Source organism: Burkholderia sp. YIM B11467 (assembly GCF_052952715.1).
The window spans coordinates 152,011-178,376 of the sequence record NZ_JBQVSQ010000008.1 but is presented as its reverse complement, the minus strand read 5'-3'; the positions used below and the strand labels follow the sequence as shown (position 1 = coordinate 178,376).

At 69.1% G+C, this 26,366-nt stretch carries 25 protein-coding genes; 11 read left to right on the top strand and 14 right to left on the bottom strand.

All coding sequences use genetic code 11. The features are described 5' to 3' along the window. Positions 1 to 69: 69 nt before the first annotated feature. The gene (locus ACTRWB_RS26280) at positions 70 to 981 is read right to left on the bottom strand and encodes a LysR family transcriptional regulator (protein ID WP_446903563.1); all 912 of its coding nucleotides are present in this window, start codon (positions 979 to 981) and stop codon (positions 70 to 72) included. Between the two features lie 99 nt (positions 982 to 1,080). Between ACTRWB_RS26280 and mdlC the strand changes: the two genes are divergently transcribed. The 4 genes from mdlC to ACTRWB_RS26260 all read left to right on the top strand — a co-directional run bounded on the left by mdlC (position 1,081) and on the right by ACTRWB_RS26260 (position 6,714). After that, complete coding sequence (gene mdlC / locus ACTRWB_RS26275) at positions 1,081 to 2,688, top strand: benzoylformate decarboxylase (RefSeq protein ID WP_446903562.1); 1,608 nt, start codon at positions 1,081 to 1,083, stop codon at positions 2,686 to 2,688. 30 nt (positions 2,689 to 2,718) lie between these two features. After that, positions 2,719 to 4,170: an aldehyde dehydrogenase gene (locus ACTRWB_RS26270; RefSeq protein WP_446903561.1), complete on the top strand. Its 1,452-nt coding sequence runs from the start codon at positions 2,719 to 2,721 to the stop codon at positions 4,168 to 4,170. Positions 4,171 to 4,183: 13 nt separating this feature from the next. Beyond that, positions 4,184 to 5,128, top strand: a complete 945-nt coding sequence (locus ACTRWB_RS26265; RefSeq protein WP_446903560.1) for a ketopantoate reductase family protein — start codon at positions 4,184 to 4,186, stop codon at positions 5,126 to 5,128. A gap of 179 nt (positions 5,129 to 5,307) precedes the next feature. Then, positions 5,308 to 6,714, top strand: coding sequence for an MFS transporter (locus tag ACTRWB_RS26260; RefSeq protein WP_446903559.1), 1,407 nt, complete (start codon positions 5,308 to 5,310; stop codon positions 6,712 to 6,714). Positions 6,715 to 6,735: 21 nt separating this feature from the next. Here ACTRWB_RS26260 and kynA read toward each other — a convergent pair whose 3' ends face one another. The 3 genes from kynA to kynB form a co-directional block, all read right to left on the bottom strand. Continuing rightward, positions 6,736 to 7,662 (bottom strand): tryptophan 2,3-dioxygenase, encoded by a 927-nt coding sequence (gene kynA / locus ACTRWB_RS26255; protein WP_446903647.1) that lies wholly within the window; start codon positions 7,660 to 7,662, stop codon positions 6,736 to 6,738. Positions 7,663 to 7,754: 92 nt separating this feature from the next. Further along, positions 7,755 to 9,008 (bottom strand): kynureninase, encoded by a 1,254-nt coding sequence (gene kynU / locus ACTRWB_RS26250; RefSeq protein ID WP_446903558.1) that lies wholly within the window; start codon positions 9,006 to 9,008, stop codon positions 7,755 to 7,757. Positions 9,009 to 9,033: 25 nt separating this feature from the next. Continuing rightward, entirely contained in the window at positions 9,034 to 9,675 is a 642-nt protein-coding gene (gene kynB, locus ACTRWB_RS26245) for an arylformamidase (RefSeq protein ID WP_343494816.1), read from the bottom strand. Between the two features lie 130 nt (positions 9,676 to 9,805). On the opposite strand from kynB, the gene ACTRWB_RS26240 reads away from it, so the two are divergent. After that, positions 9,806 to 10,306: an Lrp/AsnC family transcriptional regulator gene (locus ACTRWB_RS26240; protein ID WP_006477992.1), complete on the top strand. Its 501-nt coding sequence runs from the start codon at positions 9,806 to 9,808 to the stop codon at positions 10,304 to 10,306. On the opposite strand, the gene ACTRWB_RS26235 is transcribed toward ACTRWB_RS26240, so the two are convergent. The 3 genes from ACTRWB_RS26235 to ACTRWB_RS26225 all read right to left on the bottom strand — a co-directional run bounded on the left by ACTRWB_RS26235 (position 10,293) and on the right by ACTRWB_RS26225 (position 13,193). Then, entirely contained in the window at positions 10,293 to 10,802 is a 510-nt protein-coding gene (locus ACTRWB_RS26235) for a flavin reductase family protein (protein WP_129512833.1), read from the bottom strand. The two genes, ACTRWB_RS26240 and ACTRWB_RS26235, sit on opposite strands and share 14 nt — an antisense overlap. Before the next feature lie 322 nt (positions 10,803 to 11,124). Then, positions 11,125 to 11,790, bottom strand: a complete 666-nt coding sequence (locus ACTRWB_RS26230) for a hypothetical protein (protein WP_446903557.1) — start codon at positions 11,788 to 11,790, stop codon at positions 11,125 to 11,127. Further along, on the bottom strand, positions 11,787 to 13,193 hold the full coding sequence (locus ACTRWB_RS26225; RefSeq protein WP_343494818.1) for a selenium-binding protein SBP56-related protein: 1,407 nt from the start codon (positions 13,191 to 13,193) through the stop codon (positions 11,787 to 11,789). The genes ACTRWB_RS26230 and ACTRWB_RS26225 overlap by 4 nt, the downstream gene beginning before the upstream one ends. A gap of 580 nt (positions 13,194 to 13,773) precedes the next feature. Here ACTRWB_RS26225 and msrA point away from each other — a divergent pair. Next, entirely contained in the window at positions 13,774 to 14,334 is a 561-nt protein-coding gene (msrA, locus tag ACTRWB_RS26220; RefSeq protein ID WP_041492935.1) for a peptide-methionine (S)-S-oxide reductase MsrA, read from the top strand. Between the two features lie 24 nt (positions 14,335 to 14,358). Here the strand turns inward: msrA and ACTRWB_RS26215 are convergent, their stop codons facing one another. The 3 genes from ACTRWB_RS26215 to pdxH form a co-directional block, all read right to left on the bottom strand. After that, positions 14,359 to 15,576, bottom strand: coding sequence for a DUF72 domain-containing protein (locus tag ACTRWB_RS26215; RefSeq protein WP_446903556.1), 1,218 nt, complete (start codon positions 15,574 to 15,576; stop codon positions 14,359 to 14,361). A gap of 23 nt (positions 15,577 to 15,599) precedes the next feature. Then, complete coding sequence (locus ACTRWB_RS26210) at positions 15,600 to 16,820, bottom strand: cyclopropane-fatty-acyl-phospholipid synthase family protein (protein WP_343494820.1); 1,221 nt, start codon at positions 16,818 to 16,820, stop codon at positions 15,600 to 15,602. 121 nt (positions 16,821 to 16,941) lie between these two features. Then, positions 16,942 to 17,586, bottom strand: a complete 645-nt coding sequence (gene pdxH / locus ACTRWB_RS26205) for a pyridoxamine 5'-phosphate oxidase (protein WP_129512827.1) — start codon at positions 17,584 to 17,586, stop codon at positions 16,942 to 16,944. Positions 17,587 to 17,714: 128 nt separating this feature from the next. On the opposite strand from pdxH, the gene tcdA reads away from it, so the two are divergent. Beyond that, positions 17,715 to 18,572, top strand: coding sequence for a tRNA cyclic N6-threonylcarbamoyladenosine(37) synthase TcdA (tcdA, locus tag ACTRWB_RS26200; protein WP_446903555.1), 858 nt, complete (start codon positions 17,715 to 17,717; stop codon positions 18,570 to 18,572). A gap of 101 nt (positions 18,573 to 18,673) precedes the next feature. Here the strand turns inward: tcdA and trxA are convergent, their stop codons facing one another. Both trxA and ACTRWB_RS26190 read right to left on the bottom strand, forming a co-directional pair. After that, positions 18,674 to 19,522, bottom strand: a complete 849-nt coding sequence (gene trxA, locus ACTRWB_RS26195; protein ID WP_193098926.1) for a thioredoxin — start codon at positions 19,520 to 19,522, stop codon at positions 18,674 to 18,676. Between the two features lie 52 nt (positions 19,523 to 19,574). Continuing rightward, positions 19,575 to 20,456 (bottom strand): pirin family protein, encoded by an 882-nt coding sequence (locus tag ACTRWB_RS26190; RefSeq protein WP_446903554.1) that lies wholly within the window; start codon positions 20,454 to 20,456, stop codon positions 19,575 to 19,577. Positions 20,457 to 20,613: 157 nt separating this feature from the next. Between ACTRWB_RS26190 and ACTRWB_RS26185 the strand changes: the two genes are divergently transcribed. Next, positions 20,614 to 21,492, top strand: a complete 879-nt coding sequence (locus ACTRWB_RS26185) for an EamA family transporter (protein ID WP_446903646.1) — start codon at positions 20,614 to 20,616, stop codon at positions 21,490 to 21,492. Positions 21,493 to 21,546: 54 nt separating this feature from the next. On the opposite strand, the gene ACTRWB_RS26180 is transcribed toward ACTRWB_RS26185, so the two are convergent. Next, positions 21,547 to 23,076 carry an N-acetylmuramoyl-L-alanine amidase gene (locus tag ACTRWB_RS26180; protein ID WP_129512822.1) on the bottom strand — a complete coding sequence of 510 codons (1,530 nt, stop codon included), beginning with the start codon at positions 23,074 to 23,076 and terminating at the stop codon, positions 21,547 to 21,549. After that, the gene (tsaE, locus tag ACTRWB_RS26175) at positions 23,058 to 23,609 is read right to left on the bottom strand and encodes a tRNA (adenosine(37)-N6)-threonylcarbamoyltransferase complex ATPase subunit type 1 TsaE (RefSeq protein WP_048245174.1); all 552 of its coding nucleotides are present in this window, start codon (positions 23,607 to 23,609) and stop codon (positions 23,058 to 23,060) included. The genes ACTRWB_RS26180 and tsaE overlap by 19 nt, the downstream gene beginning before the upstream one ends. Before the next feature lie 17 nt (positions 23,610 to 23,626). On the opposite strand from tsaE, the gene queG reads away from it, so the two are divergent. From queG to xerD, 3 genes are all read left to right on the top strand, one after another. Continuing rightward, complete coding sequence (gene queG, locus ACTRWB_RS26170; protein ID WP_446903553.1) at positions 23,627 to 24,862, top strand: tRNA epoxyqueuosine(34) reductase QueG; 1,236 nt, start codon at positions 23,627 to 23,629, stop codon at positions 24,860 to 24,862. A gap of 64 nt (positions 24,863 to 24,926) precedes the next feature. After that, positions 24,927 to 25,394, top strand: a complete 468-nt coding sequence (locus ACTRWB_RS26165; RefSeq protein WP_048245171.1) for a methylated-DNA--[protein]-cysteine S-methyltransferase — start codon at positions 24,927 to 24,929, stop codon at positions 25,392 to 25,394. Continuing rightward, positions 25,394 to 26,344, top strand: a complete 951-nt coding sequence (gene xerD, locus ACTRWB_RS26160; RefSeq protein WP_446903552.1) for a site-specific tyrosine recombinase XerD — start codon at positions 25,394 to 25,396, stop codon at positions 26,342 to 26,344. Before ACTRWB_RS26165 ends, xerD begins: the two co-directional genes overlap by 1 nt. Positions 26,345 to 26,366: the final 22 nt, after the last annotated feature.

The window sequence follows — 26,366 nt, the reverse complement described above, 5'->3', positions numbered from 1 at the left end:
CGCTGCGGCGGCGCGCGGGCAGGGCGGGCGGGAAGAGGCGGGGAACGGGCGGCCGGCCGGGAAACGCGGTCAGCGCCCTTCGCGGGTGAGCGCGACGAGTTCTTCGAGCAGCTTGCCGGCCGGCCCCGGCAGGATCCCGTGGCGGCGCCGGAACGCGGTGAGCGTGCGCACCGCGACGACCTCGCGCACGGGCAGCGTGTCGATCGTGCCGGCGCGTTGCTCGGCGCCGTACATCGGCTCGGCCATCCAGCTCAGGAAGCCCGCGTGCGCGACGAGGCTCTTCAGCGTCGTGACCGAGCGCGTTTCGACCGCGATGTCGGGCAGTGCGAGCCCGTGCGCGTCGAAGGTCGCGCGCATGTGGTCGAACGGCGCGGTGCCGCGCGGCGGAATCGCCCAGCGCGCATCCAGCGTATCGGCGAGCGTCGGCGCGCGGCCGAGCGCGCGCAGCGGATGGTGCGGCGCCGCAACGATATGGCTGCGATCTTCCCAGCGGCACTCGGGAATCGCGACGATCTCGTCGGTGTCGGGCCCGTGCGCGGACAGCGCGAGATCGATCTCGTGCTTGTTCAGCCCTTCGGCGAGCCGGTCCCACACGCCTTCGATGATCTCCACGCGCAGGTTCGGCCAGCGGTCGAGCACGCGGCCGACCGCGACCGGCAGCACGAGGCTCGCGATGCTGCCCACCGCGCCGACCTTGATCGTGCCCTTCGCGAACCCGCGCATCGCGTCGAGTTCCTCGCGCGCGTGCTCGGCCTCGTGCTGCAGCAGCGTCGCGTGCGGCAGCAGCGCGTCGCCGAACGCGGTGAGCTGCACGCCCTTCGAATGGCGCTCGAACAGCGGCGCGCCGACCTGGTCCTCGAGCCGCTTCAGGATCCGGCTCAGCGCCGGCTGCGTCACATGCAGCGCATCGGCCGCGCGGCCGAGGCTGCCGCACGCGACGATCGTCGTGAAGGCGCGCAATTGTCGGAGATCGAAAGTCATGCCGGAATGTAATGGCTTATCGCAAAAAATACAGTATCCGAGAATGGCTTGCACTTCGATACTGTGGAAACCGCCAAGCCATCGAGGAGTCACCCGAGCATGTCCGGCCATCCGCCCCCATCCGCCGCACCCGTCACCGTTCGCGATGCGGTCATCGACCTGCTTCGCCAGTTCGGCATCGACCGCGTGTTCGGTAATCCCGGTTCGACCGAACTGCCGATGTTTCGCGATTTCCCGGCCGATTTCCGCTACGTGCTCGGCCTGCACGAGGCCGTCGTGGTCGGGATGGCCGACGGCCATGCGCAGGCCACCGGCAATGCAGCGGTCGTCAACCTGCATTCCGCTGCGGGCGTCGGCAACGCGATGGGCAACCTTTTCACCGCGTTCAAGAACCGCACGCCGCTGATCGTCACCGCGGGCCAGCAGGCGCGCGCGATCCTGCCGTTCGATCCGTTCCTCGGCGCGACGCAGGCCGCCGAGCTGCCGAAGCCGTACGTGAAATGGAGCATCGAGCCGGCGCGCGCGCAGGACGTGCCGGCCGCGATCGCGCGCGCATATCGCATCGCGATGCAGGAGCCGCGCGGCCCGGTGTTCGTGTCGATCCCGGTCGACGACTGGGACCAGCCGGCCGAGCTGCTGCCGCGGCGCGACGTCAGCAGTGTCGTGCGGCCCGATCCCGACGCGCTTGCGCGGCTCGGCGATGCGCTCGACGCCGCGCGGCGTCCCGCGCTCGTGGTCGGCGCGGCCGTCGATCGTGCGGGCGCGTGGGACGACGTCGTGCGGCTCGCCGAGCGGCACCGGGCGCGCGTGTACGTCGCGCCGATGTCGGGGCGCTGCAGCTTCCCCGAGGACCATCCGCTGTTCGGCGGCTTCCTGCCGGCGATCCGCGAGAAGATCGTCGCGCGGCTCGACGGGCACGACCTCGTTTTCGCGTTCGGCGCGCCCGCGTTCACCTATCACATCGAAGGCTTCGGCCCGCACGTGCCGCCGGGTGCGGCGCTCGTGCAGCTCGTCGACGATCCGGGCGTCGCCGCGTGGACGCCGTCGGGCGACGCGGTCGTCGGCAACCTGCGGCTCGCGGCGCGCGACCTGCTGGCGCGCCCGGCGCCGCTGGAGCGGCCGATGCCCGCGCCGCGGCCGCCGCGCATGCGCGTCGACGCGCCGGCCGCCGGCGAGCGCATGTCGGCCGCGTTCGCGCTGCAGACGCTCGCCGACGTGCGCGACGCGCACGACATCGTCGTGGAGGAAGCACCGAGCGCGCGGCCCGTGATGCAGGAACACCTGCCGTTCACGCGTAGCGGCACGTTCTACACGATGGACAGCGGCGGGCTCGGCTACGGGATGCCGGCCGCCGTCGGCGTCGCGCTCGCGCAGCCGGGGCGGCGCGTGATCGGGCTGATCGGCGACGGCTCGAGTCTGTATTCGATCCAGGCATTGTGGAGCGCCGCGCAACTGAAGCTGCCGATCACGTTCGTGATCCTGAACAACCGGCGCTACGCGGCGCTGCAGGATTTCGCGCCCGTGTTCGGCTTCGGCCCCGGCGACCCGGTGCAGGGCACCGATCTGCCCGACCTGAATTTCGTCGCGCTCGCCGAAGGGATGGGCTGCCGCGGCGTGCGCGTCGCCGACGCGGCGCGCCTGCGCGACACGCTGACCGACGCGCTGCATGCCACGACGCCGGTCGTCGTCGAAGTCGAGATTGCCTGACGCGCGGCGCGCGTCTTTTGCGGAGAATCCATGCAAACCGTATCGATGCTGATCGGCGGCGAACGCCGCCATTCGTCCAGCGGCGCGACCTTCGTGCGCCGCAACCCGCTCGACGGCGAGATCGCGTCCGTAGCGCCCGCGTGCACCGTCGACGATGCGCGCGCGGCGGCCGACGCGGCCGCCCGCGCGTTTCCCGAATGGGCGGCGCTTGGGCCCGGTGCGCGCCGCGCGCTGCTGCTGAAGGCGGCGGCCGCGCTCGAAGCGAAGCACGAGCAGTTCGTCGCGGCGATGGCGGCGGAGACGGGCGCGTCCGCGCTGTGGGCCGGCTTCAACGTGCACCTTGCCGCGAGCGGGCTCGTCGAGGCCGCGTCGCTGACCACGCAGATCGGCGGCGAGCTGATTCCGTCCGACGTGCCCGGCTCGCTCGCGATGGGCGTGCGGCAGCCGGCCGGCGTCGTGCTCGGCATCGCGCCGTGGAACGCGCCGGTGATCCTCGCGACGCGCGCCCTCGCGCTGCCGCTCGCGTGCGGCAACACGGTCGTGCTGAAGGGTTCGGAGCTGTGCCCCGTCACGCACGGGTTGATCGTCGAGGCGCTGCAGGAGGCCGGGCTGCCGCCGGGTGTCGTCAATTTCGTGACGAACGCGCCTGAGGACGCAGGCGCCGTCGTCGACGCGTTGATCGCGCATCCGGCCGTACGCCGCGTGAATTTCACGGGCTCGACGCGCGTCGGGCGGATCGTCGCCGAAGCGTGCGCGCGCCACCTGAAGCCGTCGGTGCTGGAGCTCGGCGGCAAGGCGCCGTTCGTCGTGCTCGACGATGCGGATATCGACGCGGCGGTCGCGGCGGCCGCATTCGGCGCGTTCGCGAATTCCGGGCAGATCTGCATGTCGACCGAGCGGATCATCGTCGACGCGTCGATTGCCGATACGTTCGTCACGAAGCTCGCCGCCAAGGCCGCATCGCTGCCGCTCGGCGATCCTCGCAACGGGCCCGTCGTCCTCGGTTCGCTGATCGACATGAAGGCCGTCGAACGCTGCAACGCGCTGATCGACGACGCGCTTGCGCACGGCGCGACACTGCGGTGCGGCGGCAAAGCCGACAGCACGCTGTTCCCGGCGACGCTGCTCGACCACGTGACGCCGGCGATGCGGATCTACGCGGAAGAATCGTTCGGCCCGGTGAAGGGCATCGTGCGCGTCGACGGCGAGGCGGCGGCGATCCGCTGCGCGAACGACAACGCGTTCGGGCTGTCGTCGGCCGTGTTCAGCCGCGATGTCGCGCGTGCGATGCGCGTCGCGGCACGCATCGAATCGGGCATCTGCCACGTGAACGGCCCGACCGTGCACGACGAGGCGCAAATGCCGTTCGGCGGCGTAAAGGACAGCGGCTTCGGCCACTTCGGCGGCAAGGCCGGCATCGCGGCGTTCACGGACCTGCGCTGGATCACCGTGCAGACGACGCCGCGCCACTATCCGTTCTGACGAGGCCATGACGATGAGGATCGCGATTCTGGGCGCGGGCGCGATGGGCTCGCTGTTCGGCGGGCTGCTGGCCGAAAGCGGCGAGGCCGTCACGCTGATCGACGTGAACGATGCGCATCTCGATGCGATTCGCCGCGACGGGCTGCGCATCGACGACGATCGCGGCGAACGGCGCATCCGCGATTTGCAGGCCGTGCGGCCGGACGCCGCGAATGCGGCCGCGGCCGCGTCGCCCGACACACCGTTCGACCTGCTGATCGTTTTCACGAAATCGCTGCACACGCGCAGCGCGCTCGACGGCGTGCGCGCGTTGCTGACGCCGCGCACCTGCGTGCTGACGCTGCAGAACGGGCTCGGCAACGTCGAGACGCTGAATGCGTTCGTGCCGCTCGAACGGATCCTGGTCGGCGTGACGACGTGGCCGGCCGACGCCGCGGGGCCCGCGCACGTTCGCTCGCACGGCGCGGGCACGATCCGCATGATGACGGCCGACGGCACGGCCCGCCCGTTCGCGACGGCGGTGGCCGACGCGCTGTCGCGTGCGGGGCTCGCGTGCACGCTCGATGCCGACGTGTGGGCCGCGATCTGGGAGAAGGTGGCGTTCAACGCGGCGCTGAACACGCTGTGCGCGGTGACCGGCTGCACGGTCGACCAGCTCGGCAACCAGCACGACGGGCCGCGGCTCGCGCTCGCGATCGCGGCCGAGACGGCCGCCGTCGCGCGCGCGAAGGGTATCGCGGTCGACGGCGAATGCATCGCACGCAACGTCGAGCATGCGATCCGCGAACATCGCGGCCACCGCCCGTCGATGCTGCAGGACGTGCTCGCGGGCCGCCGCACGGAAATCGACGCGATCAGCGGCAAGGTCGTCGCGGCCGCGCGCGAAGCGGGCGTCGCGGTGCCGCACGCCGAGACGCTGCTCGCGCTCGTCCGGCTGATCGACGCACGGGTGAACTGAGCATCAGGCCGGCGGCCGGCTTGCGCCGCATAACGATACGAGCGCGCCGGGCATGTACCACGGCGCCGGATCTGGGTCCGTTCGCATCGGACAGGAGACACCATGAAAGTTATCGACTGCCGCCGTTCCGCCGCACGCAGCGCGTGCATGTTGCCGCTGCGCGGCGCCGGGAGCCCCGCATGAGCGCGCAGCACGCACTGGACGGACGACAGCCGCCGTCGGTCGACATCGGCACCACCCTCGACGACGGGCCGTTCACGACGATGCAGCGCTGCGTGGTGCTGCTCGCCGCGCTCGCGATCGTGCTCGACGGTTTCGACGGCCAGTTGATCGGCTTTGCGATTCCCGTGCTGATCCGCGAATGGGGCATCACGCGCGGCGCGTTCGCGCCGGCGGTCGCGGCGGGCCTGATCGGGATGGGCATCGGCAGCGCGTGCGCGGGCATCGTCGCGGATCGTTTCGGCCGCCGCCAGGCCGTGATCGGCAGCGTGTTCCTGTTCGGCATCGCGACCTGCGCGATCGGCTTCGCGCCCGATGTCACCGCGATCGCGATACTGCGTTTCTTTGCAGGGCTCGGTATCGGCGGTGCGCTGCCGACGGCAACGACGATGACGGCCGAATACACGCCCGCGCGGCGCCGCACGATGATGGTGACGGCGACGATCGTCTGCGTGCCGCTCGGCGGCATGCTGGCCGGCCTGTTCGCGCACGAGGTGTTGCCGCGCTACGGCTGGCGCGGGTTGTTCTTCGCGGGCGGCGCGCTACCGCTCGTGCTCGGTTTCGTGCTCGTGCGCGCGCTGCCCGAATCGCCGCGTTATCTCGCGCGGCGCCCCGCGCGCTGGCCGGAGCTCGGCGCGCTGCTCGCGCGGATGCAGCGGCCGGTCGCGCCGGGCACCGTGTTTACCGATATGAAGGACGCACGCGTGCCCGGTGGACGCAGCGGTTTCGGCGCACTGTTCGCGAGCGGCCAGGCGCGCGACACGATCGCGCTGTGGTGCGCGTTCTTCATGTGTCTGCTCGCCGTGTATGCGGCGTTCAGCTGGCTGCCGACGATGCTCGCGGCGAGCGGGCTGAGCGTGTCGGTCGCAGGCGCAGGGCTCACCGCGTACAACCTCGGCGGCGTGATCGGTGCGCTGCTGTGTGCGTGGGCGATCGCGCATGCCGGGTCGCGCTGGCCGCTCGCGCTGTGCAGCATCGGCGGCGCGGCGAGCGCGGTGTGGCTGATGGGCGTCGATGCGAGCCGCCACACGGGCTGGCTGATCGTCGGGCTCGGCCTGCACGGACTGTTCGTCAACGCGGTGCAGTCGACGATGTATGCGCTCTGCGCGTACATCTACCCGACGGCGGTGCGCGCGACGGGCACCGCGAGCGCGCTCGCGTTCGGCCGGCTCGGCGCGATCCTCAGCGCGTTCGCTGGCGCGATCGTGATCACGACGGGCGGCGCGAGCGCGTACCTGACGATGCTGGCGGCCGCGATGGGCGTGGTGTGCATCGCGCTGCTCGCGGTGCGGCGGCATATTCCGCGGCTGTCGCGCGCGCAGTCGATGCCGCGCGAAGGAGAGGAGCTGGCCCGCACGTCGTCGTGACGTGCGGGCGCATCACGTGCGTTACAGCGTGGTGCGCACGTGCCAGAGCTCGGGGAACAGCACGACGTCGAGCATCTTGCGCAGATACGGCGCACCGCTGGTGCCGCCCGTGCCCTGCTTGAAGCCGATGATGCGCTCGACGGTCGTCACGTGACGGAAGCGCCACTGGCGGAACGCGTCCTCGAGATCGACCAGCTCCTCGGCCATCTCGTACAGCTCCCAGTGTTGCTGCGGGTGACGGTACACCTCGAGCCACGCGGCCTCGACCGTTTCGTCGTGCCGCGTCGGCTGCGTCCAGTCGCGCTCGAGCCGCTCCGGCGCGATCGGGAAACCGCGCCGCGCGAGCAGGCGCACGACCTCGTCGTAGAACGACGGCGCCTCGAGCGTCGCGCGCACCTGTTCGAGAATGTCGGGCCGGTGCGCATGCGGCTGCAGCATCTGCTCGTTCTTGTTGCCGAGCAGGAATTCGAGCTGGCGATACTGGTACGACTGGAAGCCCGACGACTGCCCGAGATACGGCCGCATCGCCGAATACTCGGACGGTGTCATCGTCGACAGCACGCTCCACGCCTGCACGAGCTGCTCGAGGATGCGCGACACGCGCGCGAGCATCTTGAACGCGGGCGGCAACGCGTCGGTGCGCACCGCATCGAGCGCGCCGCGCAGCTCGAACAGCGCGAGCTTCATCCACAGCTCGCTGGTCTGATGCTGGATGATGAACAGCATCTCGTTGTGATCGGGCGACAGCGGATGCTGCGCGTCGAGGATCGAATTCAGCGACAGGTAGTCGCCGTAGCTCATCGACTTCGAGAAATCGAGCTGCGCGTTGTGCCAGCCGGCTTGGCCCGAGGTTTCGCCCGGCACGTGCGGTGCTTCGTGTGCCGGATGCGGGGCGCGTGCGCCCGAGAACGGGCAGCCCGCCGGCGCGTCGTCGCCGGGCGGCTGCATATGACCAGAATTCACGACTTTCTCCAGGATTGAATGACGGGGGCGCGGCGCGTCGTCCGCACGTCGGTGCGGCGCGCGCCGGGCAGAACCGGTCAGGTCACCGCGCCGCGCTCGGCGAACTCGGGCGCCTTCCACGCTTCGGTGGCCAGGATGTCGCGCAGCGTCTCGACGGCATCCCACACGTCGGCGAAGCGCGTATAGAGCGGCGTGAAGCCGAAGCGCAGCACGTACGGCTCGCGGTAGTCGCCGATCACGCCGCGCGCGATCAGCGCCTGCATCACCTCGTAGCCGTGCGGATGCTCGAAGCTCGCCTGCGAGCCGCGCTGGTGATGCGAGCGCGGCGTGACGAGCTTCAGCGACAGGCCTGCACAGCGCGACTCGACGAGCGCGATGAACGCATCGGTCAGCGCGAGCGACTTGCGGCGGATCGCGTGCATGTCGGTCTGCAGGAACACGTCGAGCCCGCATTCGACCATCGACATCGACACGATCGGCTGCGTGCCGCACAGGAAGCGCGCGATGCCCGGATCGGGCGCGAAGCCCGGTTGCATCGCGAACGGCGCGCGGTGGCCCCACCAGCCGGACAGCGGCTGCGAGAAATGCGCGTGATGGCGCTGCGGCACCCACACGAACGCGGGCGAACCGGGGCCGCCGTTCAGGTACTTGTACGTGCAGCCGACCGCGCCGTCCGCGCGTGCGCCGTTCAGGTCGACCGGCACCGCGCCGGCCGAGTGCGCGAGATCCCACAGCATCAGCGCGCCCGCGTCGTGCACGAGCTGCGTGACGGCCGGCATGTCGTGCATGTAGCCGGTGCGGTAGTTCACGTGCGTGATCATCGCGACGGCCGTGTCCGCGCCGAGCGCATCGGGCAGGTCGGCCGGATCGTCGATCAGGCGCAGTTCGTAGTCGCCGCCGAGCTGTTCGATCAGCCCCTGCGCGATATACAGGTCGGTCGGGAAGTTCGAGCGTTCCGACACGATCACGCGGCGCTCGGGCGCGCGCTCGGCCTGGTGGCGCACCATCGCCGACAGCAGCTTGAACAGGTTGATCGAGATGGTGTCGGTCACGACCGTTTCGCCGGGCGCGCCGCCGATCAGCGTCGCGAGCTTGTCGCCAAGCCGGCGCGGCAGCGCGAACCAGCCGGCCGTGTTCCAGCTGCGGATCAGGCCTTCGCCCCATTCGGCGCCGATCACCTGCTGCGCGCGGGCGGCCGATTCGCGCGGCTGCGCGCCGAGCGAATTGCCGTCGAGGTAGATCACGCCGTCGGGCAGGGCGAACTGGTCGCGCAGCGGGGCGAGCGGGTCGTCGCGGTCGAGCGCGAGCGCGTCTTCACGGGTCTTGATCATGATGTGGGGTCGTAGGTCGGGGTAATCAGGAGGAACGCACGGGCAGCGCGCGCAGCACCGCGCGCACCGGGCTCGCGTCGAGCGTCGTGAACTTCAGCGGCAGCGCGATCAGTTCGTAGTCGCCGGGCGGCACGTCGTCGAGCACGATGCCTTCGAGGATCGCCATCCGGTGCGCACGCACGCGATGATGCGCGTCCATCGTCTTCGATTCCTGCGGGTCGAGCGACGGCGTATCGATGCCGATCAGCTTCACGCCGCGCGCGGCGAGCAGGTCGATCGTGTCGGGCGCGACGGCGCAGAAACCGGGGTCCCATTGCGCGACCGGCGCTTGCGCACAGGTGCGCAGCAGCACGCGTGGCGGCACACCGTCGAGCGCGGCCGCGATGTCGGCCGGCTGCACGACGGGCGACGCGCCGATGCAATGGATCACGCGGCACGGGCCGAGGTAGGTGTCGAGCGGCACGGCGCCGATCGGCGCGCCGTCGGCGTCGTAGTGCAGCGGCGCGTCGCAGTGCGCGCCGGTGTGGGGCGACAGCGTCAGGCGTGCGACGTTGACCGGCGAGCCGGCCTCCATCCGCCACACGCGTTCGACGGAAACCGGCGTATCGCCCGGCCACACGGGAGTGGCGGGGCTGACAGGCGGCGAGATGTCCCAGAGTGTGTCCATGGCATGACGAAGCGGTAAGTCGATGCTTCGAATGATAGGTGGACGCTCGCAGAAAGTGCTTGCGAAATAAACATGGACAATCCGCCGGATTGGCAGATAATTCGACTCAGAGGGAAAACGGGGACCAAAAATGCACGCGATCACGCTCGATGCCACCGACTGCCGGATTCTGGCGGTACTGCAGGAGGAGGGCAGAATCAGCAATCTCGACCTGGCGGAACGGATTTCGCTTTCGCCATCCGCCTGCCTGCGCCGCATGCGCCTGCTCGAGGAGCAGGGCGTGATCGAGCACTACCGCGCGTGCCTGAGCCGCGAGAAGCTCGGCTTCGAGCTCGAGGCGTTCGTGCAGGTATCGATGCGCAACGAGGAAAACCAGTGGCACGAGCGCTTCGCGGAAGCGCTGCGCGAATGGCCGGAGGTGGTCGGCGCGTTTGTCGTCACGGGCGAGAGCCACTATCTGCTGCGCGTGCTCGCGCACAACCTCAAGCACTATTCCGATTTCGTGCTGAACCGGCTCTACAAGGCGCCGGGCGTGATGGACATCCGCTCGAACATCGTGCTGCAGACGCTGAAGGACGAAGCCGGCGCGCCGGTCGGGCTGGCGCGCACGGGCGCGATCAAAGCCGTGTAAGGCCGTGGAAGCCGCCGCCGTGGAACACGAGCGGCGGTGTCGTATCCGATGCGGCCCGCACGCCGCAGCGTTCCACTTCGCCGACGAAGATCACGTGGTCGCCTTCGTCATAGCGGCTGCGGTTGTGGCACTCGAACCACGCGAGCGCGCCGTCGAGCACGGGCATGCCCGAGTTGCCGGCCGCATGCGCGATCCCTTCGAAGCGATCGCCCTTGTAGGTCGAGAAGCGCTTGCACAGGTCGAGCTGCGACGCCGCGAGCACGTTCACCACGTAATGGCTGTTGCCGCGGAATACGGGCGTCGATGCCGATTTGTGCGCGAGGCTCCACAGCACCAGCGGCGGATCGAGCGATACCGAGTTGAACGAGCTGGCGGTGATGCCGATCAGCTGCCCGGACGGTGCGCGCGTCGTGATCACCGTCACGCCCGTCGCGAACTGGCCGAGCGCCTGGCGGAAGGCGGCCGTGTCGAAATCCGGCGGGTTGGCGCGGGTCATCGGGCGGCCATCCGGAACGAAACGGGCGGGCGCGGCGCGACGCGGGTGCGGCAGGCGCGGCGGACGGAAGGCGACAAGGCAGTCGATTGGGAAGTGGTGCGCATGGCCCGATTTTAGCGGAATCGGGGCCGCCGGGCCCGGCCGGACGGCGCATTGCAGGGATAGGGTGGCGTAGCGAACACTGCGGCGCGATGCCGGGTTCGCGACGGCGGGCGGATCGGCACGGCCGTTCTGACGCGTTTTCGTGCTGTGCGGTCGGCCCATCCATCTGCCTGTCCGCTCATCCGCCGATTCGCCACGCCAGCCATCGAGCCCGCCCGCGCTATCGCGCCGCCGCGAACCCGAGCGACAGCGCGCCCGTCACGATCAGGCTCGACGCCCAGACCGCATCGAGATTGAACCAGCTCCGCGACACGAACTTCAGCCCGAGATAACGGTACACGAGCCACGCGAGCCCACCGCCGGCGGCGATCATCGCGGCCGCGTGCATGGCCGCGACGACGAGCGCCATCCCGAGATGCGCATCGACGAGCGTGGCCGCCGCCCGGTGGCCGGCGTCCCTGTCGAGCCCGCAGAGCCCGAGGTAGATCGGCACCAGCATCAGCCCCGCGCCGTGCGCGAGCGCGACCGCGAACGACCACAGGCCGAGCCGCGCGGGCGGGATCCGTGCGAGCGCACGCGGATGCCGGCGCCGGATCAGCAGCACGGCGCCGAAGCCGATCACGAGCGCGCTCGCGCCGATCCGGATCGCCGACTGCCACGCGAGCAGCGCGGCGAGCAGCCCGAACGGCAGCATCACCGCGAATACCGCTAGCACATGGCCGAGCGCGAGATAGCCGAGCGCCGCGACGAGCGCGCCGCCGCGGCGCGTCATCAGCGCGTTCGACACCGCGAGCGGCCAGCCCATCGCGGGGTTGAGCCCGTGATAGATGCCGCTCGCGAGCACGGCCGCCCACAGCGCGAACTGGGCGTGAAGACCGGCGTTCAACGCTTGACCGACGGATAGCAGAACGAGTCGGTCGAGCAGTCGCCGCCTTCGAGCCGGATCTGGTGCGCGCGATAGCCGTCGGGGAACTCGACCCAGTAGTCGTCGGCGAGCGTCAGCCCACCTTCCGGCCCCACGTGCGCGAGCACTTGCGCGCCCGGCACGCCGTCCGGATAGAACTGGTCGTCCCACGTCGAATAGAGCGAGTTGGTCCAGTACACGCGCCGGCCGTCGCGGCTGATCTCGACCATCTGCGGGCCGCCCGCGAACGTACGGCCGTTCGTGTGCGGCGCGCGGCGCACGATCCCGCCGATCCGCACCGACCCCGCGAGCACCGGGTTGTGCGGGTCCGACACGTCGTACTGGCGCATCTCGCCGGTGCCCCAGCACGACACGTAGAGGAAGCGGTCGTCGAGCGACAGGTCGATGTCGGTCACGAGCGGCGGCACCGCGCCGAACGCTTTCAGGAGCGGCGGCAGTTCGTCGGCCGCGGCCGGTTCGGGCGGGATCGTCGCCGTCTTCTTCACGTGGAATTTGCCGTCTTCGCGCCACCAGGTCCAGATCGAGCCTTCGAGAGTCGTCGTGTCGACCACGACGCCGACGAACCCGTATTCGCGCGCCGGGTCGTGCGCGGGCCGTACCTCGAGCGCCATCTGGTGATGCGCGCCGAGATCGATCGTCTGCACGTTGCGCCGCGCACGCAGGTCCCAGAAATGCAGCCGGTGCCCGTATTTGTTCGCGAGCAGGTCCTCGGGCACGATGCCGTTCTCGAATTGCGGCGGCAGCGCCCATTCGCTCGACACCATGTAGTCGCGCGGCAGGTTCCACCAGAAGTCGTAATGCTTGTCCTGCGGGCCGCGGTCGATCTCCCAGCGGCCGAGCACGTCGAAGGTTTCGCAATCCATGATGAAGATGCCGGGCGCGCCGTCGGTGCCGTCCTTGCCCGCGCCGCCGAGCGTGCTCACGTAGATGCCCTCGGGGCCGCAGTGAACGGTGTGCGGCCGCGAATAACCGGTCTTCGCGAAGATCTCGTCGGGCTCGATGATCTTGTGGATGCGTGCCTGCGTCGGGTGCGGCTTCGTGTCGATCACGTAGATGCGCGACGAGCGCAGGCCGGGGATGATCAGGAAGCGGCGTTCGAGGAACGCATGGCCGGTCAGCGGCGACAGCGAAGACGAACACGCATTCCAGCCGAAGTGGTGAAACTCGTCGCCGGTGTTCGGCATCGTCACCGTATGCACGATCTTTCCGTAGGTCGACGAGCCGGGCTTCACGTCGATCACGGCGAGTGCGTCGGGTCTGGAAAAATCGGGGCTCAGCAACAACGTATAGGCAAATTCTTCCGCCGGCGCCTGCATCGCAAGCTCCGGCGAAGCGTGAAACGTCGGGTCAGGCCGCATGCTCATGGTATTGCCCTCTCAGTGGTATCGGATCATGAACGCACGGCCGTACGATGCGGGCGTGCGGGTCGGGGTTGCCGCGCGGCGCGAATCACGCCGGCGGGAGCGATCGGCAGGCGGATGCACGCGTCGATGACACGCGCGGCGCCGTGCATCAGATCGTGAAAGCGGATAAAGGCGGTGTGCCGGATCGCCGCGCGCGGGGCGGGACGGATGCACGGCAAGGGGATGGCACAGTGGAAGCGGTGGCCCGCGACGCGGCGACGGCCGGGCGAGTGACGCGGGCGATGTCTGTTAACGCATGCATATCGATGTTCCGGCAGATGATGTTTGCATCAGGGTCGGGCACGCATCGGGCGCTTTGCGCGAGGCAGCGGGTTTGCCGCCGCGCTCGCGTGGCTAAGTGTAGACGAGAAAGCGGGCGGCGGGTCGCGCGCGGCACCTGGGCAATCTGCCAGGTTCGCGTGCGAGTGAGATACTTGCCGAGGTGCCGCGTCGTCCCGCATCACGGACGTGCAGCGGCGAGACGGACCGGTGGCGCCGGTGCATGCAGGCCGGCCGCCGTCATCAACGAGGGTTTGAATTCATGGTGAACGAGATGCTTGAAACCGCGACGTTGGGAGGCGGGTGTTTCTGGTGCACGGAGGCCGTGTTTCTCGACGTCGACGGCGTGACGGCCGTCCAGTCGGGCTACGCGGGCGGCCATACGCGCAATCCCGGCTACCGCGACATTTGCGAAGGCGACACGGGTCACGCGGAAGTCGTCAACGTGACGTTCGATCCGGCGCGCATCGGTTATCGCGAGATCCTCGAGATCTTCTTCGCGACGCACGATCCGACCCAGCTGAACCGGCAGGGCAACGACGTCGGCACGCAATACCGGTCGGTCGTGTTCACGCATTCGGACGCGCAGCGCGACACCGCGCTCGACGTGATCCGCGAGCTGGAACGCGAGCAGGTGTTCGGGCAGCCGATCGTCACGCAGGTCGTGCCGCTCGACGGCAACTACTGGCCGGCCGAGGATTATCACCAGAACTATTACGCGCGCAATCCGGGGCAGGGCTACTGCTCGGTCGTGATCGGGCCGAAGCTCGCGAAATTCCGGCAGAAGTTCTCGCACCGGCTGAAGTCGCTGCGCGGCGCGTGAGCATTTGAACGGCAGGAACCGGCGTTACGCCGCCTCGTTGCGCCACTGCGCGCACGCGGCGGCGATCTCGCGCGCGAGCGCGATGCACGACAGCGGCGCGGAGCCTTCCGCCTTGTTGTTGATCGTGATGATCACCGGCTGCCCGGCCAGCGCATAACGCGCGGCCAGTTCGGCGAGCGCCGAGCGCGTGGCCGGATCCTCGTCGACGAGCTTGTCGAACGGTTCGTACTTCGCTTTCGCCTGTTCGTACTTGAAGCCGCCGTGCAGGCTCCAGCGCACGATCAGCGGGCCCGGTGCGTCGCCGTCGAGCAGCGCGAGCGCGGCCGCCTGGCGCAGCGGGTCGGGCATCCGCGCGTGCAGGCCGACGCAGTAGCGCACGCCGAGTGACGCGAGCGCACGGATGAAACGCGGCGTGAGCAGGCTCGCATCGCGGATCTCGATTGCGTAGCGCGGGCCATCGGCTTCCGGCGACAGCGGCGGCAGCGCCGCGAAGAACGCGGCCAGCCGGTCGATCAGCGCAGCCGGTTCGGCGAGTAGTGGGTCGGGCAGCGGCGAGAACTGGAACACGAGCACACCGGCTTTCCGGCCGAGCCCTTCGATGCATGGCTGGACGAATTCGCGAGTGGCGAGTTGCGCGTCGAGGAAGGTCGGGTTCGGCCCCGACGGCTCGCCGCGCCGGCCGCGCACGACCGCGTCGGTCACCGAGGCCGGCGCCTTCACGACGAAGCGGAAGTCGTCGGGCACCTGCTGCGCGTAACGCAGGTAGTCGGCGACGGACAGCGGGCCGTAGAACGACCGGTCGAGACTCACGCTCTTCAATAGCGGATGTGCGCCGTACGCTTCGAGCCCCTCCCGCGACAGCTTCGTCTGCGCGAAATCGCCGTCGTAGACGATGCCGTTCCAGCCGGGGAAGTACCACGACGACGTGCCGAGCCGCACGTTCGGCGGCAGGCCGGCCGCTGCGTCGGCGACGTCCGCCGCGATCGGCGCGGGCGGCACGCCGCGCTGGCGCCGGCCTTTCTTCTGCGGTGCGGCGGGTGGGGGCGGTTCGTCCCACAGCAGCCCGGAGGACGCGGGCGGTGCTTCGTCGGCAGGGAGGTCGTCTTTCGCGGGCGGCGACGCGCGAGCGGCGTCAGGCGGCACACCGAACAGGTCGAATTGTCCGTCGGCGTGCGACCCGTCCGTGTCGTCGCGTTGCTGTCGTTCCGGTGGCGCCTTGCGCCGCGTCCTGCCGTCACCCATGCATGCCCAGCGTGAAGCGCCGCCTAGCGCGGCAGCGCGTGTTCGTACATATAGCGCCGCGACCACGGCAGCGTTTTCGCGCTGCGTCCGGCCTTGCGGCACACGATCTGGAAGATCGACACGTCGTCATGCTCGAATGCATACGCGCAGCCGGCGAGATACACGCGCCAGATGCGGAATTTTTCGTCGTCGACGAGCTGTCGCGCTTCTTCGGCCTTCGCCTCGAAGTTCTCCGTCCAGATCTCGAGCGTGCGCGCATAGTGCCGCCGCAGGCTTTCGACGTCAACCGCTTCCAGGCCGCCGCGCTGCGCCGCTTCGAGTGCGAGGCTGATGTGCGGCAGCTCGCCGTCCGGGAACACGTAGCGGTCGATGAACTCGCCGCCGCCGAGCGCCGTCTCGCCGCTTTCTGCGTCGGTCGACGTGATCCCGTGGTTCATCGCGATGCCGTCGTCGGCAAGCAGGTCACGGACCCGCGAGAAATAGAGCGGCAGGTTCTTGCGGCCGACGTGCTCGAACATCCCGACGCTCGTGATGCGGTCGAACTGGCCGTCGATCTCGCGGTAATCCTGCAGCCGGATCTCGATCTTGTCCTCCAGCCCCGCGGCCTTCACGCGTGCGGTCGCGAGATCGAACTGGTTCTGCGACAGCGTCACGCCGAGACACGTCGCGCCGAACTTCTGCGCGGCGCGCAGCACGAGCGCGCCCCAGCCGCAGCCGATGTCGAGCAGGCGCTGGCCGGGCTCGAGCTGGATCTTCGTCAGGATGTGGTCGATCTTCTTGACCTGCGCGGTCGCGAGATCCTCGTCGCCGTTCTCGAAGTACGCGCACGAGTACACCATGTTCTCGTCGAGCCACAGCCGGTAGAACTCGTTCGAGACGTCGTAGTGGTACTGGATCGCCTTCCGGTCGGTGTTTTTCGTGTGCGTGAAGTAGCGCTTCACGCGCGCGAGCTTGCTCGCGCTCGTCACCGTGCTGCGCGCGAGCGAGTAGCCGATGTTGATGATGTCCGACAGCTTGCCCTCGATGTCGATCTTGCCCTTCACGTACGCCTCGCCGAGATTGTCGAGGCTCGGTTCGAGCAAGAGCGGCAACGCCGACGCGCTGTTCACCTTCAGCGTGACCTGCGGCGCGCTGAAGGTGCCGAAATCGAGTTGTTCGCCGTTCCACAGCACGAGGCGCGCCGGTATGTTCGCTTTCGCCCGTACTTCGTCCGCCCACTGTGCCAGCTTCTTTTCCCAGAACATTTGGATTCTCCGTTTGTTCGTTGAATCGAATACAGCCAAGTATCTTGACCGGCGTCCGCCGCTTGCGAAGCGGGCGCCCGGATGCAACACGAGACACGACCGGTGTGCGCCGGCGCCGCGCTTACGGCGACAGGCGCGAGATCGTCCAGCCCGGCGACGCGTCGGCGTCGCGCGTGTAGAGCAGACGGTCGTGCAGCCGCGACGGGCGTCCCTGCCAGAACTCGATCGCGTCGGGCACGAGGCGATAGCCGCCCCAGTGCGGCGGGCGCGGCGGGGCGTCGCCATAGCGTTCGCTGACGGCCTTTTCGCGCGCTTCGAGCGTCGCGCGGCTGTCGATCACGGCGCTCTGCTCCGACGCCCATGCGCCGATGCGCGAGCCGAGCGGGCGCGACGCGAAATAACGGTCGCTTTCCTCGGCGCTGGTTTTCTCGATCCGGCCTTCGATGCGCACCTGGCGCTCGAGCTCGATCCAGTAGAACAGCAGCGCGGCTTGCGGATGCGCGGCGAGATCGCGCCCCTTGCGGCTTTCGTAATTGGTGAAAAAGACGAACCCGCGTTCGTCGACACCCTTGATGAGCACGATCCGGGCCGACGGCCGGCCGTCGTCGCCGACGGTCGCGAGCGTCATCGTGTTCGGCTCGGGCAACTTGGCGGCGAGCGCCTCCTTGAACCAGCGGTCGAACTGGGCGAAGGGGTCGGGGGCGGCATCGGCTTCGTCGAGCGAAGCACGTGAATAGTTGATGCGGAGATCAGCGAGAGTCGTCATGTTATGCAAACGCTTCAATCTGGGGCCAGTATAGCGAACGCGCGAGAAACGTGCGTGCACAGTGGCGCGTGCGAGCGGGGAGTTCAGGCAAAATAGAGGGCTGCACGACTTACGTTTTCCTTGCTGCCATGTCTGCCGCCGATACTGCCCCGCCCAGTTCTTCTGATGTTACCCCGACCTCGACAATCCAGCTTGACGTGGATCGCGAGCGGCGCTTTGGCGGCGTCGCGCGGCTGTACGGCGCGCCGGCGGCCGCCGCTTTCGAGCGTGCGCATGTCGCGGTGATCGGGATCGGCGGCGTCGGGTCGTGGGTCGCCGAGGCGCTCGCACGCAGCGCGATCGGCACGTTGACCCTGATCGATCTCGACAACGTCGCCGAAAGCAATACGAACCGGCAGATCCACGCGCTCGACGGCAATTACGGCAAGCCGAAGGTCGACGCGATGGCCGAGCGGATCGCGCTGATCGATCCCGCGTGCCGCGTGAACCGGATCGAGGATTTCGCGGAACCCGACAACTTCGACGCGCTGCTCGGCGGCGGCTTCGACTACGTGATCGACGCGATCGACAGCGTGCGCACGAAGGTCGCGCTGATCGCATGGTGCGTCGAGAAACGGCAGCCGCTCGTCACGGTCGGCGGCGCGGGCGGGCAACTCGACCCGACGCGCATCCGGATCGACGATCTCGCGTTGACGATCCAGGATCCGCTGCTGTCGAAGGTGCGTGCGCAATTGCGCAAGCAGCATGGCTTTCCGCGCGGGCCGAAGGCGCGTTTCAAGGTCAGTGCCGTGTATTCGGACGAGCCGCTGATCTATCCGGAAGCGGCCGCATGCGACCTCGAGGACGGCGCCGAGCCCCCCACGGCCGCGCACGTCGCGGGGCTCAACTGCGCGGGATTCGGGTCGAGCGTGTGCGTGACCGCGAGCTTCGGCTTCGCGGCCGCCGCGCATGCGTTGCGCGCGATCGCGGCGCAGGCCGCCGGCTGATCCGCGAAGCGCGGGTGTAGAAGGATGGTGCGGCGCGGCTCATGCGCCGCAAGCGATTCGGCCGGGCTGCAAGGCCCGGCCGGTCGCGTGTCAGTTGAACGTCAGTTGAGCGCCATGCTCAGCCTGCGCCGCCACCCGGCGACGAGGTCGGGGCGATCGCCGGCCAGTTCGAACACCGAGATCATCGTGCGGCGGCCGAGATCGTCGCCGTACGCGCGATCGCGCGTCACGATTTCCAGCAGCTGTTCCAGCGCGCCTTCATATGCACGCCGCGCGATCAGGCTCTGCGCGAGGTCGAAGCGCGCGTCGAGGTCGCCCGGGTTTGCCGCGATGCGTGCCTCGAGCGCGTCGGTCGGCGGCAGGTCGGCCGTTGCTTCGAGCGCATCGAAACGGGTCTTGATCGCCTGGTAGCGCGGATCGCCGCCCTGCACGGTCTGCGGCGACAGGCGTTCGGTCTCGGCGCGCGCGGCGTCGACCTGGTTGCTCGCGAGCAGCAGTTCGATCAGGTCGAGGCGCGCGTCGTCGAAGCCGGGGTTCAGCGCGAGCGCCGCTTCGAGGTGCGTGAGCGCGTCGTCGTAACGCTCCTCGGCCATCGCGTATTGCGCGGCGCGCCGTTCGGCTTCCTCGGGCGCCGGCAGCAGCCGGTCGAGGAACGCGCGCAACTGGCCTTCGGGCAGCACGCCGACGAACTGGTCGACCGGGCGCCCGTCGGCGAACGCGATCACGTGCGGAATGCTGCGCGTCTGGAAGTGCGCGGCGAGTTCCTGGTTCTCGTCGACGTTGACCTTCACGAGCTTCCAGCGGCCTTCGTAGTCGCCTTCGAGCTTTTCCAGCAGCGGGCCGAGCGTCTTGCAGGGGCCGCACCACGGCGCCCAGAAGTCGACCAGCACGGGCATGTCCAGCGACGCCTCGATGACGTCTTTCTCGAATGTGGCAAGCGTGGTGTCCATGTCGTTCTCTTTCGTTCGAATGTGGTCAGGATGGGGGCGGCGCGCCGTTTTTTCAACGCGGCTTCGATTCGGGCAGCGGAATCCACTCGGTCTCGCCCGGCACCTTGCCCATTTCCTGGCGCGTCCAGGCGTCCTTCGCGCGCGCGATCGCGTCGCGGCTGCTCGCGACGAAATTCCATTCGATGAAGCGCTCGCCGTCGATCTTGTCGCCGCCGAGCAGCATCGCGCGCGCGCCGCCGGCGCTCGTCAGCGTGACCGTCGCGCCCGGCGCCAGCACGGCCATCTGTTCGGCCGGAACCGGCGTGCCGTCGATCGCGAGATCGCCGTCGACCACGTAGACCGCGCGCTCCTCGTGCGACGCGTCGAGTTCGATGCGGCCGCCGGCCGCGAATTCGGCCGCGACATACAGTGTGCGCGAGAACGTCGTGACCGGCGAGCGCAGCCCGAATGCGTCGCCGGCGATCACCGTCAGCGCCACGCCGTCTTCGTCGCGCTTCGGCAGCGTGTCGGCCGCATGGTGCTCGAACGACGGCTCGACGGTTTCGTGCGCGCGCGGCAGCGCAACCCAGGTCTGGATTCCGTGCACGGTGTGGCCGCTGACGCGTTGCGCGTCGGGCGTGCGTTCGGAGTGGACGATCCCGCGGCCGGCCGTCATCCAGTTCACGTCGCCCGGCACGATTTCCTGCCGCGAGCCGAGGCTGTCGCGGTGCAGGATCGCGCCGTCGAACAGGTAGGTCACGGTGGCGAGCCCGATATGCGGATGCGGGCGCACGTCGAGCCCGGTACCGGCGGGCAGCGTGGCGGGCCCCATGTGATCGAAGAAGATGAACGGGCCGACGAGGCGCGCGGCGAGCGCGGGCAGCGTGCGGCGCACCTGCAGGTTGCCGATGTCGCGCACGTGCGGCTTCAGCAGGGCTTTGATCGGATCGTTCATGGCGGGTCCTGTGGGGGCGGCTACGGTGATGCCGGTCATTGTAATAGCCGCCCGCCGGCGATTCCATGCGCACCGCGCGGGTATCGGGCCGGGGGGCGAAACCCGGTAGACTGACCGGCTGTATAACGATGATTCGACAATCGAGGAGACGCCGATGATGGCACCGAAGGACTTGCTGCTCGCGCTGGTCGTGATCCTGGCGTGGGGCGTGAACTTCGTCGTGATCAAGGTCGGCCTGCACGGCATGCCGCCGATGCTGCTCGGCGCGCTGCGCTTCACGCTCGCGGCGGTGCCCGCGGTGTTCTTCGTGCGCCGGCCGCAGATTTCGTGGCGCCTGCTGGTGCTGTACGGCGCGACGATCCAGCTCGGCCAGTTCGTGTTCCTGTTCACCGGCATGTACGTCGGCATGCCGGCCGGCCTCGCGTCGCTCGTGCTGCAGTCGCAGGCGTTCTTCACGCTCGTGTTCGCGATGCTGTTCCTCGGCGAGCGGCTGCACGTGCAGAACCTGATCGGGCTCGCGATCGCTGCGGGCGGCCTCGTCGTGATCGCGGCGCAGGGCGGCCATGCGATGACGCTCGCGGGCTTCCTGCTGACGATCTGCTCGGCCGCGATGTGGGCGTTCGGCAACATCGTCACGAAGAAGGTCGGCCGTGCGAACCTCGTGTCGCTCGTCGTGTGGGCGAGCCTCGTGCCGCCCGTGCCGTTCTTCCTGCTGTCGCTGTGGTTCGAAGGGCCGCAGCGGATCGCGACCGCGCTCGCCGGCCTGAACGGCGCATCGATTTTCGCGGTCGTCTATCTCGCGTTCGTCGCGACGCTGCTCGGCTACGGGCTGTGGAGCCGCCTGCTGTCGCGCTACCCGGCCGCGCAGGTCGCGCAGTTCTCGCTGCTGGTGCCGATCGTCGGGCTCGCGTCGTCGGCGCTGCTGCTCGACGAGCAGCTGACGCGCACGCAGTTGATCGGCACGGCGCTCGTGATGGGCGGGCTCGCGGTGAACGTGTTCGGCGGGAAACTGATGCGCCGCTTCGCGGCGCCGTGACGCGCCGACACGCGCTGCGTGCCGGCGGCAGGGAAGGGACGGCCAGGAAGGCTGTCAGGCCATCCGGTTCTTCGCGAGCGGCGGATTCGCGGCGAAGTAGCGCTTGATGCCGCGGAAGATCGCGTCGGCCATCTGGTCGCGATAGCTGTCGTCGTTGAGCCGGGTCTCTTCTTCCGGGTTGCTGATGAACGCGGTCTCGACGAGGATCGACGGAATGTCGGGCGCCTTCAGCACCGCGAACCCGGCCTGCTCGACCGAGCCCTTGTGCAGCTTGTTGATGCCGCCGACTTCCTTCAGCACGTAGTTGCCGTAGCGCAGCGAGTCGCGAATCTGCGCGGTCGTCGACATGTCGAACAGCGCGCGGTTCACGGCCGCGTCCGCCGTCTTGATGTTGATGCCGCCGATCAGGTCGGACGAATTCTCCTTGTTGGCCATCCAGCGCGCCGCGGCGCTCGTCGCGCCGTGATCGGACAGCGCGAACACCGACGAGCCGCGCGCGGACGGCGTCGTGAATGCATCCGCGTGGATCGACACGAACAGGTCGGCGCCCACGCGGCGCGCCTTCTGCACGCGCACGTTCAGCGGCACGAAGAAGTCGGCGTCGCGCGTCATCATCGCGCGCATGTTCGGCGCGCCGTCGATCTTCGCGCGCAGCTTCTTCGCGATGTCGAGCGCGATGTGCTTCTCGTACGTGCCGCCGCCGCCGATCGCGCCCGGATCCTCGCCGCCGTGGCCCGGATCGATCGCGACCGTCAGCAGGCGGACGGTGCCGCCCTTGCCGGATTTCGGCGCGGTGAACTTGTAGGTGTCGCCGTCGTCGTCGCTGTCGTCGCGGCGCGCGATGACGGGCGGCGGCTTGACGGCCGGTTTCGCGGGCGTCGCAGGCGCGCCGGCGGCGGGCGGCGTGTGCGGCGTGGCCGGCGTGTTCTGCGCGAAGCGCTGGAAGAACGCGTCGCTGTTGTCGCCTGCGGCGCTCGGCGGCGGCGTGGCCGGCCCGTTCAGCGCGGTCGGCGGCTGCATCTGCTGCGCGCGCGCCGTGTCGTTGAGCGCCTGCTCCTTGCGTTCCGTCTGCGCGATCAGGTCGGTCAGCGGATCGGGCGCGACGGCCGGATACAGGTCGAACACGAGCCGGTACTTGTAGGTGCCGACCGGCGGCAGCGTGAACACCTGCGGCTTCACCGAGCCTTTCAGGTCGAACACCATCCGCACGACGTGCGGCTGATACTGGCCGACGCGCACCGACTGGATCTGCGGATCGTTCGGCGCGATCTTCGACACGAGGTCGCGCAACGCCTGGTCGAGATCGAGGCCGCTCAGGTCGACGACGAGACGGTCGGGACCCTGCAGCAGTTGTTGGCTATTCTGCAGCGGCTGATCGGATTCGATCGTGACGCGCGTGTAATCGCGCGCGGGCCACACGCGCACGCCGAGCACCGACGACGCGTGCGCGAGTCGCGGCGCGACGAGACCGAGCACCAGCGTCGACGCGCCCGCGCGCAGGATCTGGCGGCGTCGCCAGTTGTGTGTCGCGGTGGCCGCCGATTCGATCGAGCGGAACGGTTTGATCAACATCTTTCGAGACATGCCTTTCCTGAAGCGCTATACGCCCGGACGGTGAGGGCACGGCCGTCGCCATCCACGTCGAGCGAGAAGACCAGATCGGGTACGCCGAGCAGCGCGCCCGCCTGTTGCGGCCATTCGACGAGGCAGATCGCGCTGGAATTGAAATACTCGCGAAAGCCTGCGTCGGACCATTCGGCCGGATCATTGAATCGATACAGATCGAAGTGATAGACCTCGAGTTCCCCATCGCCGCGTTCGAGCGCGTACGGCTCGACGAGCGTATAGGTCGGGCTGCGCACGCGTCCCGGGTGGCCGAGGCCGCGCAGGATCGCGCGCACGAGGGTCGTTTTGCCCGCGCCGAGATCGCCGACCAGCTGGATCTGCAGCCCGTCGAACGCGTGTGCGCGGGTGAGATCGACGCGTGCCGCGTCGAGCGCGTGCGCGAAACGGGTGCCGAAGGCCTCGGTCGCCGCTTCGTCGGCGAGTGCGATCACGCGCTCCGCGAACGGGGCAGGCAGCGTGGCGGCATGAGGCGTATGGGACGTGGCTGGCATTCTCGTAAAATAGTGCGATGAACCGATTACCGGAACTCGCCGCATCCGACACGCCTTCGACTCAAGCCGAAGGCGCGGCGCCGTGCGCGCTCGATGATGCGGCGTTGACTGCGCTCGCCGCTCGCATCAGGGCATGGGGGCGCGAATTGGGTTTCGGGGCGATCGGCATCAGCGATACCGATCTCTCGGATGCCGAAGCAGGCCTCGCCGCCTGGCTGGAAGCCGGATACCACGGCGAAATGGATTATATGGCGAAACATGGGATGAAACGCGCGCGGCCGGCCGAACTTGTGGCCGGTACGCGACGCGTGATTTCCGTGCGGCTCGCCTACCTGCCGGCCGAAACGCTCGCCGCCGACGCCCCCGACGGCGAGCCGGGCGCGCTCGTGCCGCACGACTGGCGCGCGCGCGAACGGGCGCGGCTCGACGATCCGCAGGCGGCCGTCGTGTCGATCTATGCGCGCGGCCGCGACTATCACAAGGTGCTGCGCAACCGGCTGCAGACGCTCGCGGAGCGCATCGAGCACGAGATCGGCGCGTTCGGCTATCGCGTGTTCACCGATTCGGCACCCGTGCTCGAGGTCGAGCTTGCGCAGAAGGCCGGTGTCGGCTGGCGCGGCAAGCACACGCTGCTGCTGCAGCGCGATGCCGGCTCGCTGTTCTTTCTCGGCGAGATCTACGTCGACATTCCGTTGCCGACCGATGCGCACACGTCGCCCGACACCGCGCCCGAGACGCCCGGCGCGCATTGCGGCAGCTGCACGCGCTGCATCGACGCGTGCCCGACCGGCGCGATCGTCGAGCCGTACCGCGTCGATGCCCGCCGCTGCATTTCGTACCTGACGATCGAACTGAAAGGCAGCATCCCCGAGCCGCTGCGGCCGATGATCGGCAATCGCGTGTACGGCTGCGACGACTGCCAGCTCGTGTGCCCGTGGAACAAGTTCGCACAGGCCGCGCCCGTCGCCGATTTCGACGTGCGGCACGGCCTCGACCGCGCGACGCTCGTCGAGCTGTTCGCGTGGGACGCCGACGCGTTCGACACGCGGATGCAGGGCAGCGCGATCCGGCGCATCGGCTACGAAAGCTGGCTGCGCAATCTCGCGGTCGGGCTCGGCAACGCGCTGCGCGCGGACGCGGATCGGCTTGCGCCGCAGACGCGCGACGCGATCGTCGCCGCGTTGCGCGCGCGGGCGGACGATCCGTCGCCGGTCGTGCGCGAGCATGTCGAATGGGCGCTGCGTGCCGCGTGAAGGCGGCGTAAAGTGTCGTCGGCGCGCGGCGGTACCGCGCGCATCCATCGGTCAGGAGAGGGCCATGTTCAATGCAGTCATCGACGCGCCGTTCGGCAAGGTCGGCATCCGCACGGACGCCGCGGTGGTGCGCGAGATCGTCTATCTGCCCGAGTCGGTGAAGTCGGTCGATCCGGATTCGCCGCTCGCGAAGCGCGCGGTCAAGCAGATCGAACGTTATTTCGAGCGTGCGTCGGCGCGCTTCGACCTGCCGCTCGCCGAAGTCGGCAGCGCGTTCCAGCATCGCGTGTGGAACGTGATCAGCGATATTCCACCGGGCACGGTGCTGACCTACGGCCAGGTCGCGAAGCGGATCGGCAGCGCGCCACGCGCGGTCGGCCAGGCGTGCGGCGCGAACTACTTTCCGCTCGTGATCCCGTGCCATCGCGTCGTCGCGGCGGGCGGCCTCGGCGGCTTCGCGAACCACGACGACAACGGCTATTACCAGAAAGTGAAGCGCTGGCTGCTGGCGCACGAGGGCGTGCCGTACTGATGAGTGAACCGCTGATTTCCACCGAAGCCGACGGCGCTGCCGCGGCCGCATCGCCCGCACTGCTCGCGAGCCGCGCGTCGATCGACGTGTTCTGCGATGCGCTGTGGCTCGAGCACGGGCTCTCGCGCAACACGCTCGACGCGTACCGGCGCGATCTGGTGCTGTTTTCCCAATGGCTGGCCGCGACGCACGATGCGCCGCTCGATTCGGCCGACGAGGCGATGGTGACGGGCTACATCGCGGCGCGCAGCGACGGCAAGGCGACGTCGTCGAACCGGCGGCTGTCGGTGTTCCGTCGCTATTACGGCTGGGCCGTGCGCGAGCATCGCGCGAGTGCCGACCCGACGCTGCGGATCACGTCCGCGAAACAGGCGGCCCGGTTTCCGTCGACGCTGTCGGAGGCACAGGTCGAGGCGCTGCTCGGCGCGCCCGACATCGGCACGCCGCTCGGCCTGCGTGATCGCACGATGCTCGAGCTGATGTACGCGAGCGGGCTGCGCGTGAGCGAACTCGTGACGCTGAAGACCGTCGAGGTCGGCCTCAACGAGGGTGTCGTGCGCGTGATGGGCAAGGGCTCGAAGGAGCGGCTCGTGCCGTTCGGGGAAGTCGCGCACGGCTGGATCGAGCGCTACCTGCGCGACGCGCGGCCGGCGCTGCTCGGCGCGCGTGCGGCCGATGCGTTGTTCGTGACCACACGCGGCGACGGGATGACGCGCCAGCAGTTCTGGAACATCATCAAGCGCCACGCACAGCACGCCGACGTGCGCGCGCACCTGTCGCCGCACACGCTGCGGCATGCGTTCGCGACGCACCTGCTGAACCACGGTGCCGACCTGCGCGTCGTGCAATTGCTGCTCGGCCACAGCGACATCTCGACCACGCAGATCTACACGCACGTCGCGCGCGAGCGGCTGAAGACGCTGCACGCGCAACACCACCCGCGCGGTTAGCGCGAATCCGGCGGCACGGCGC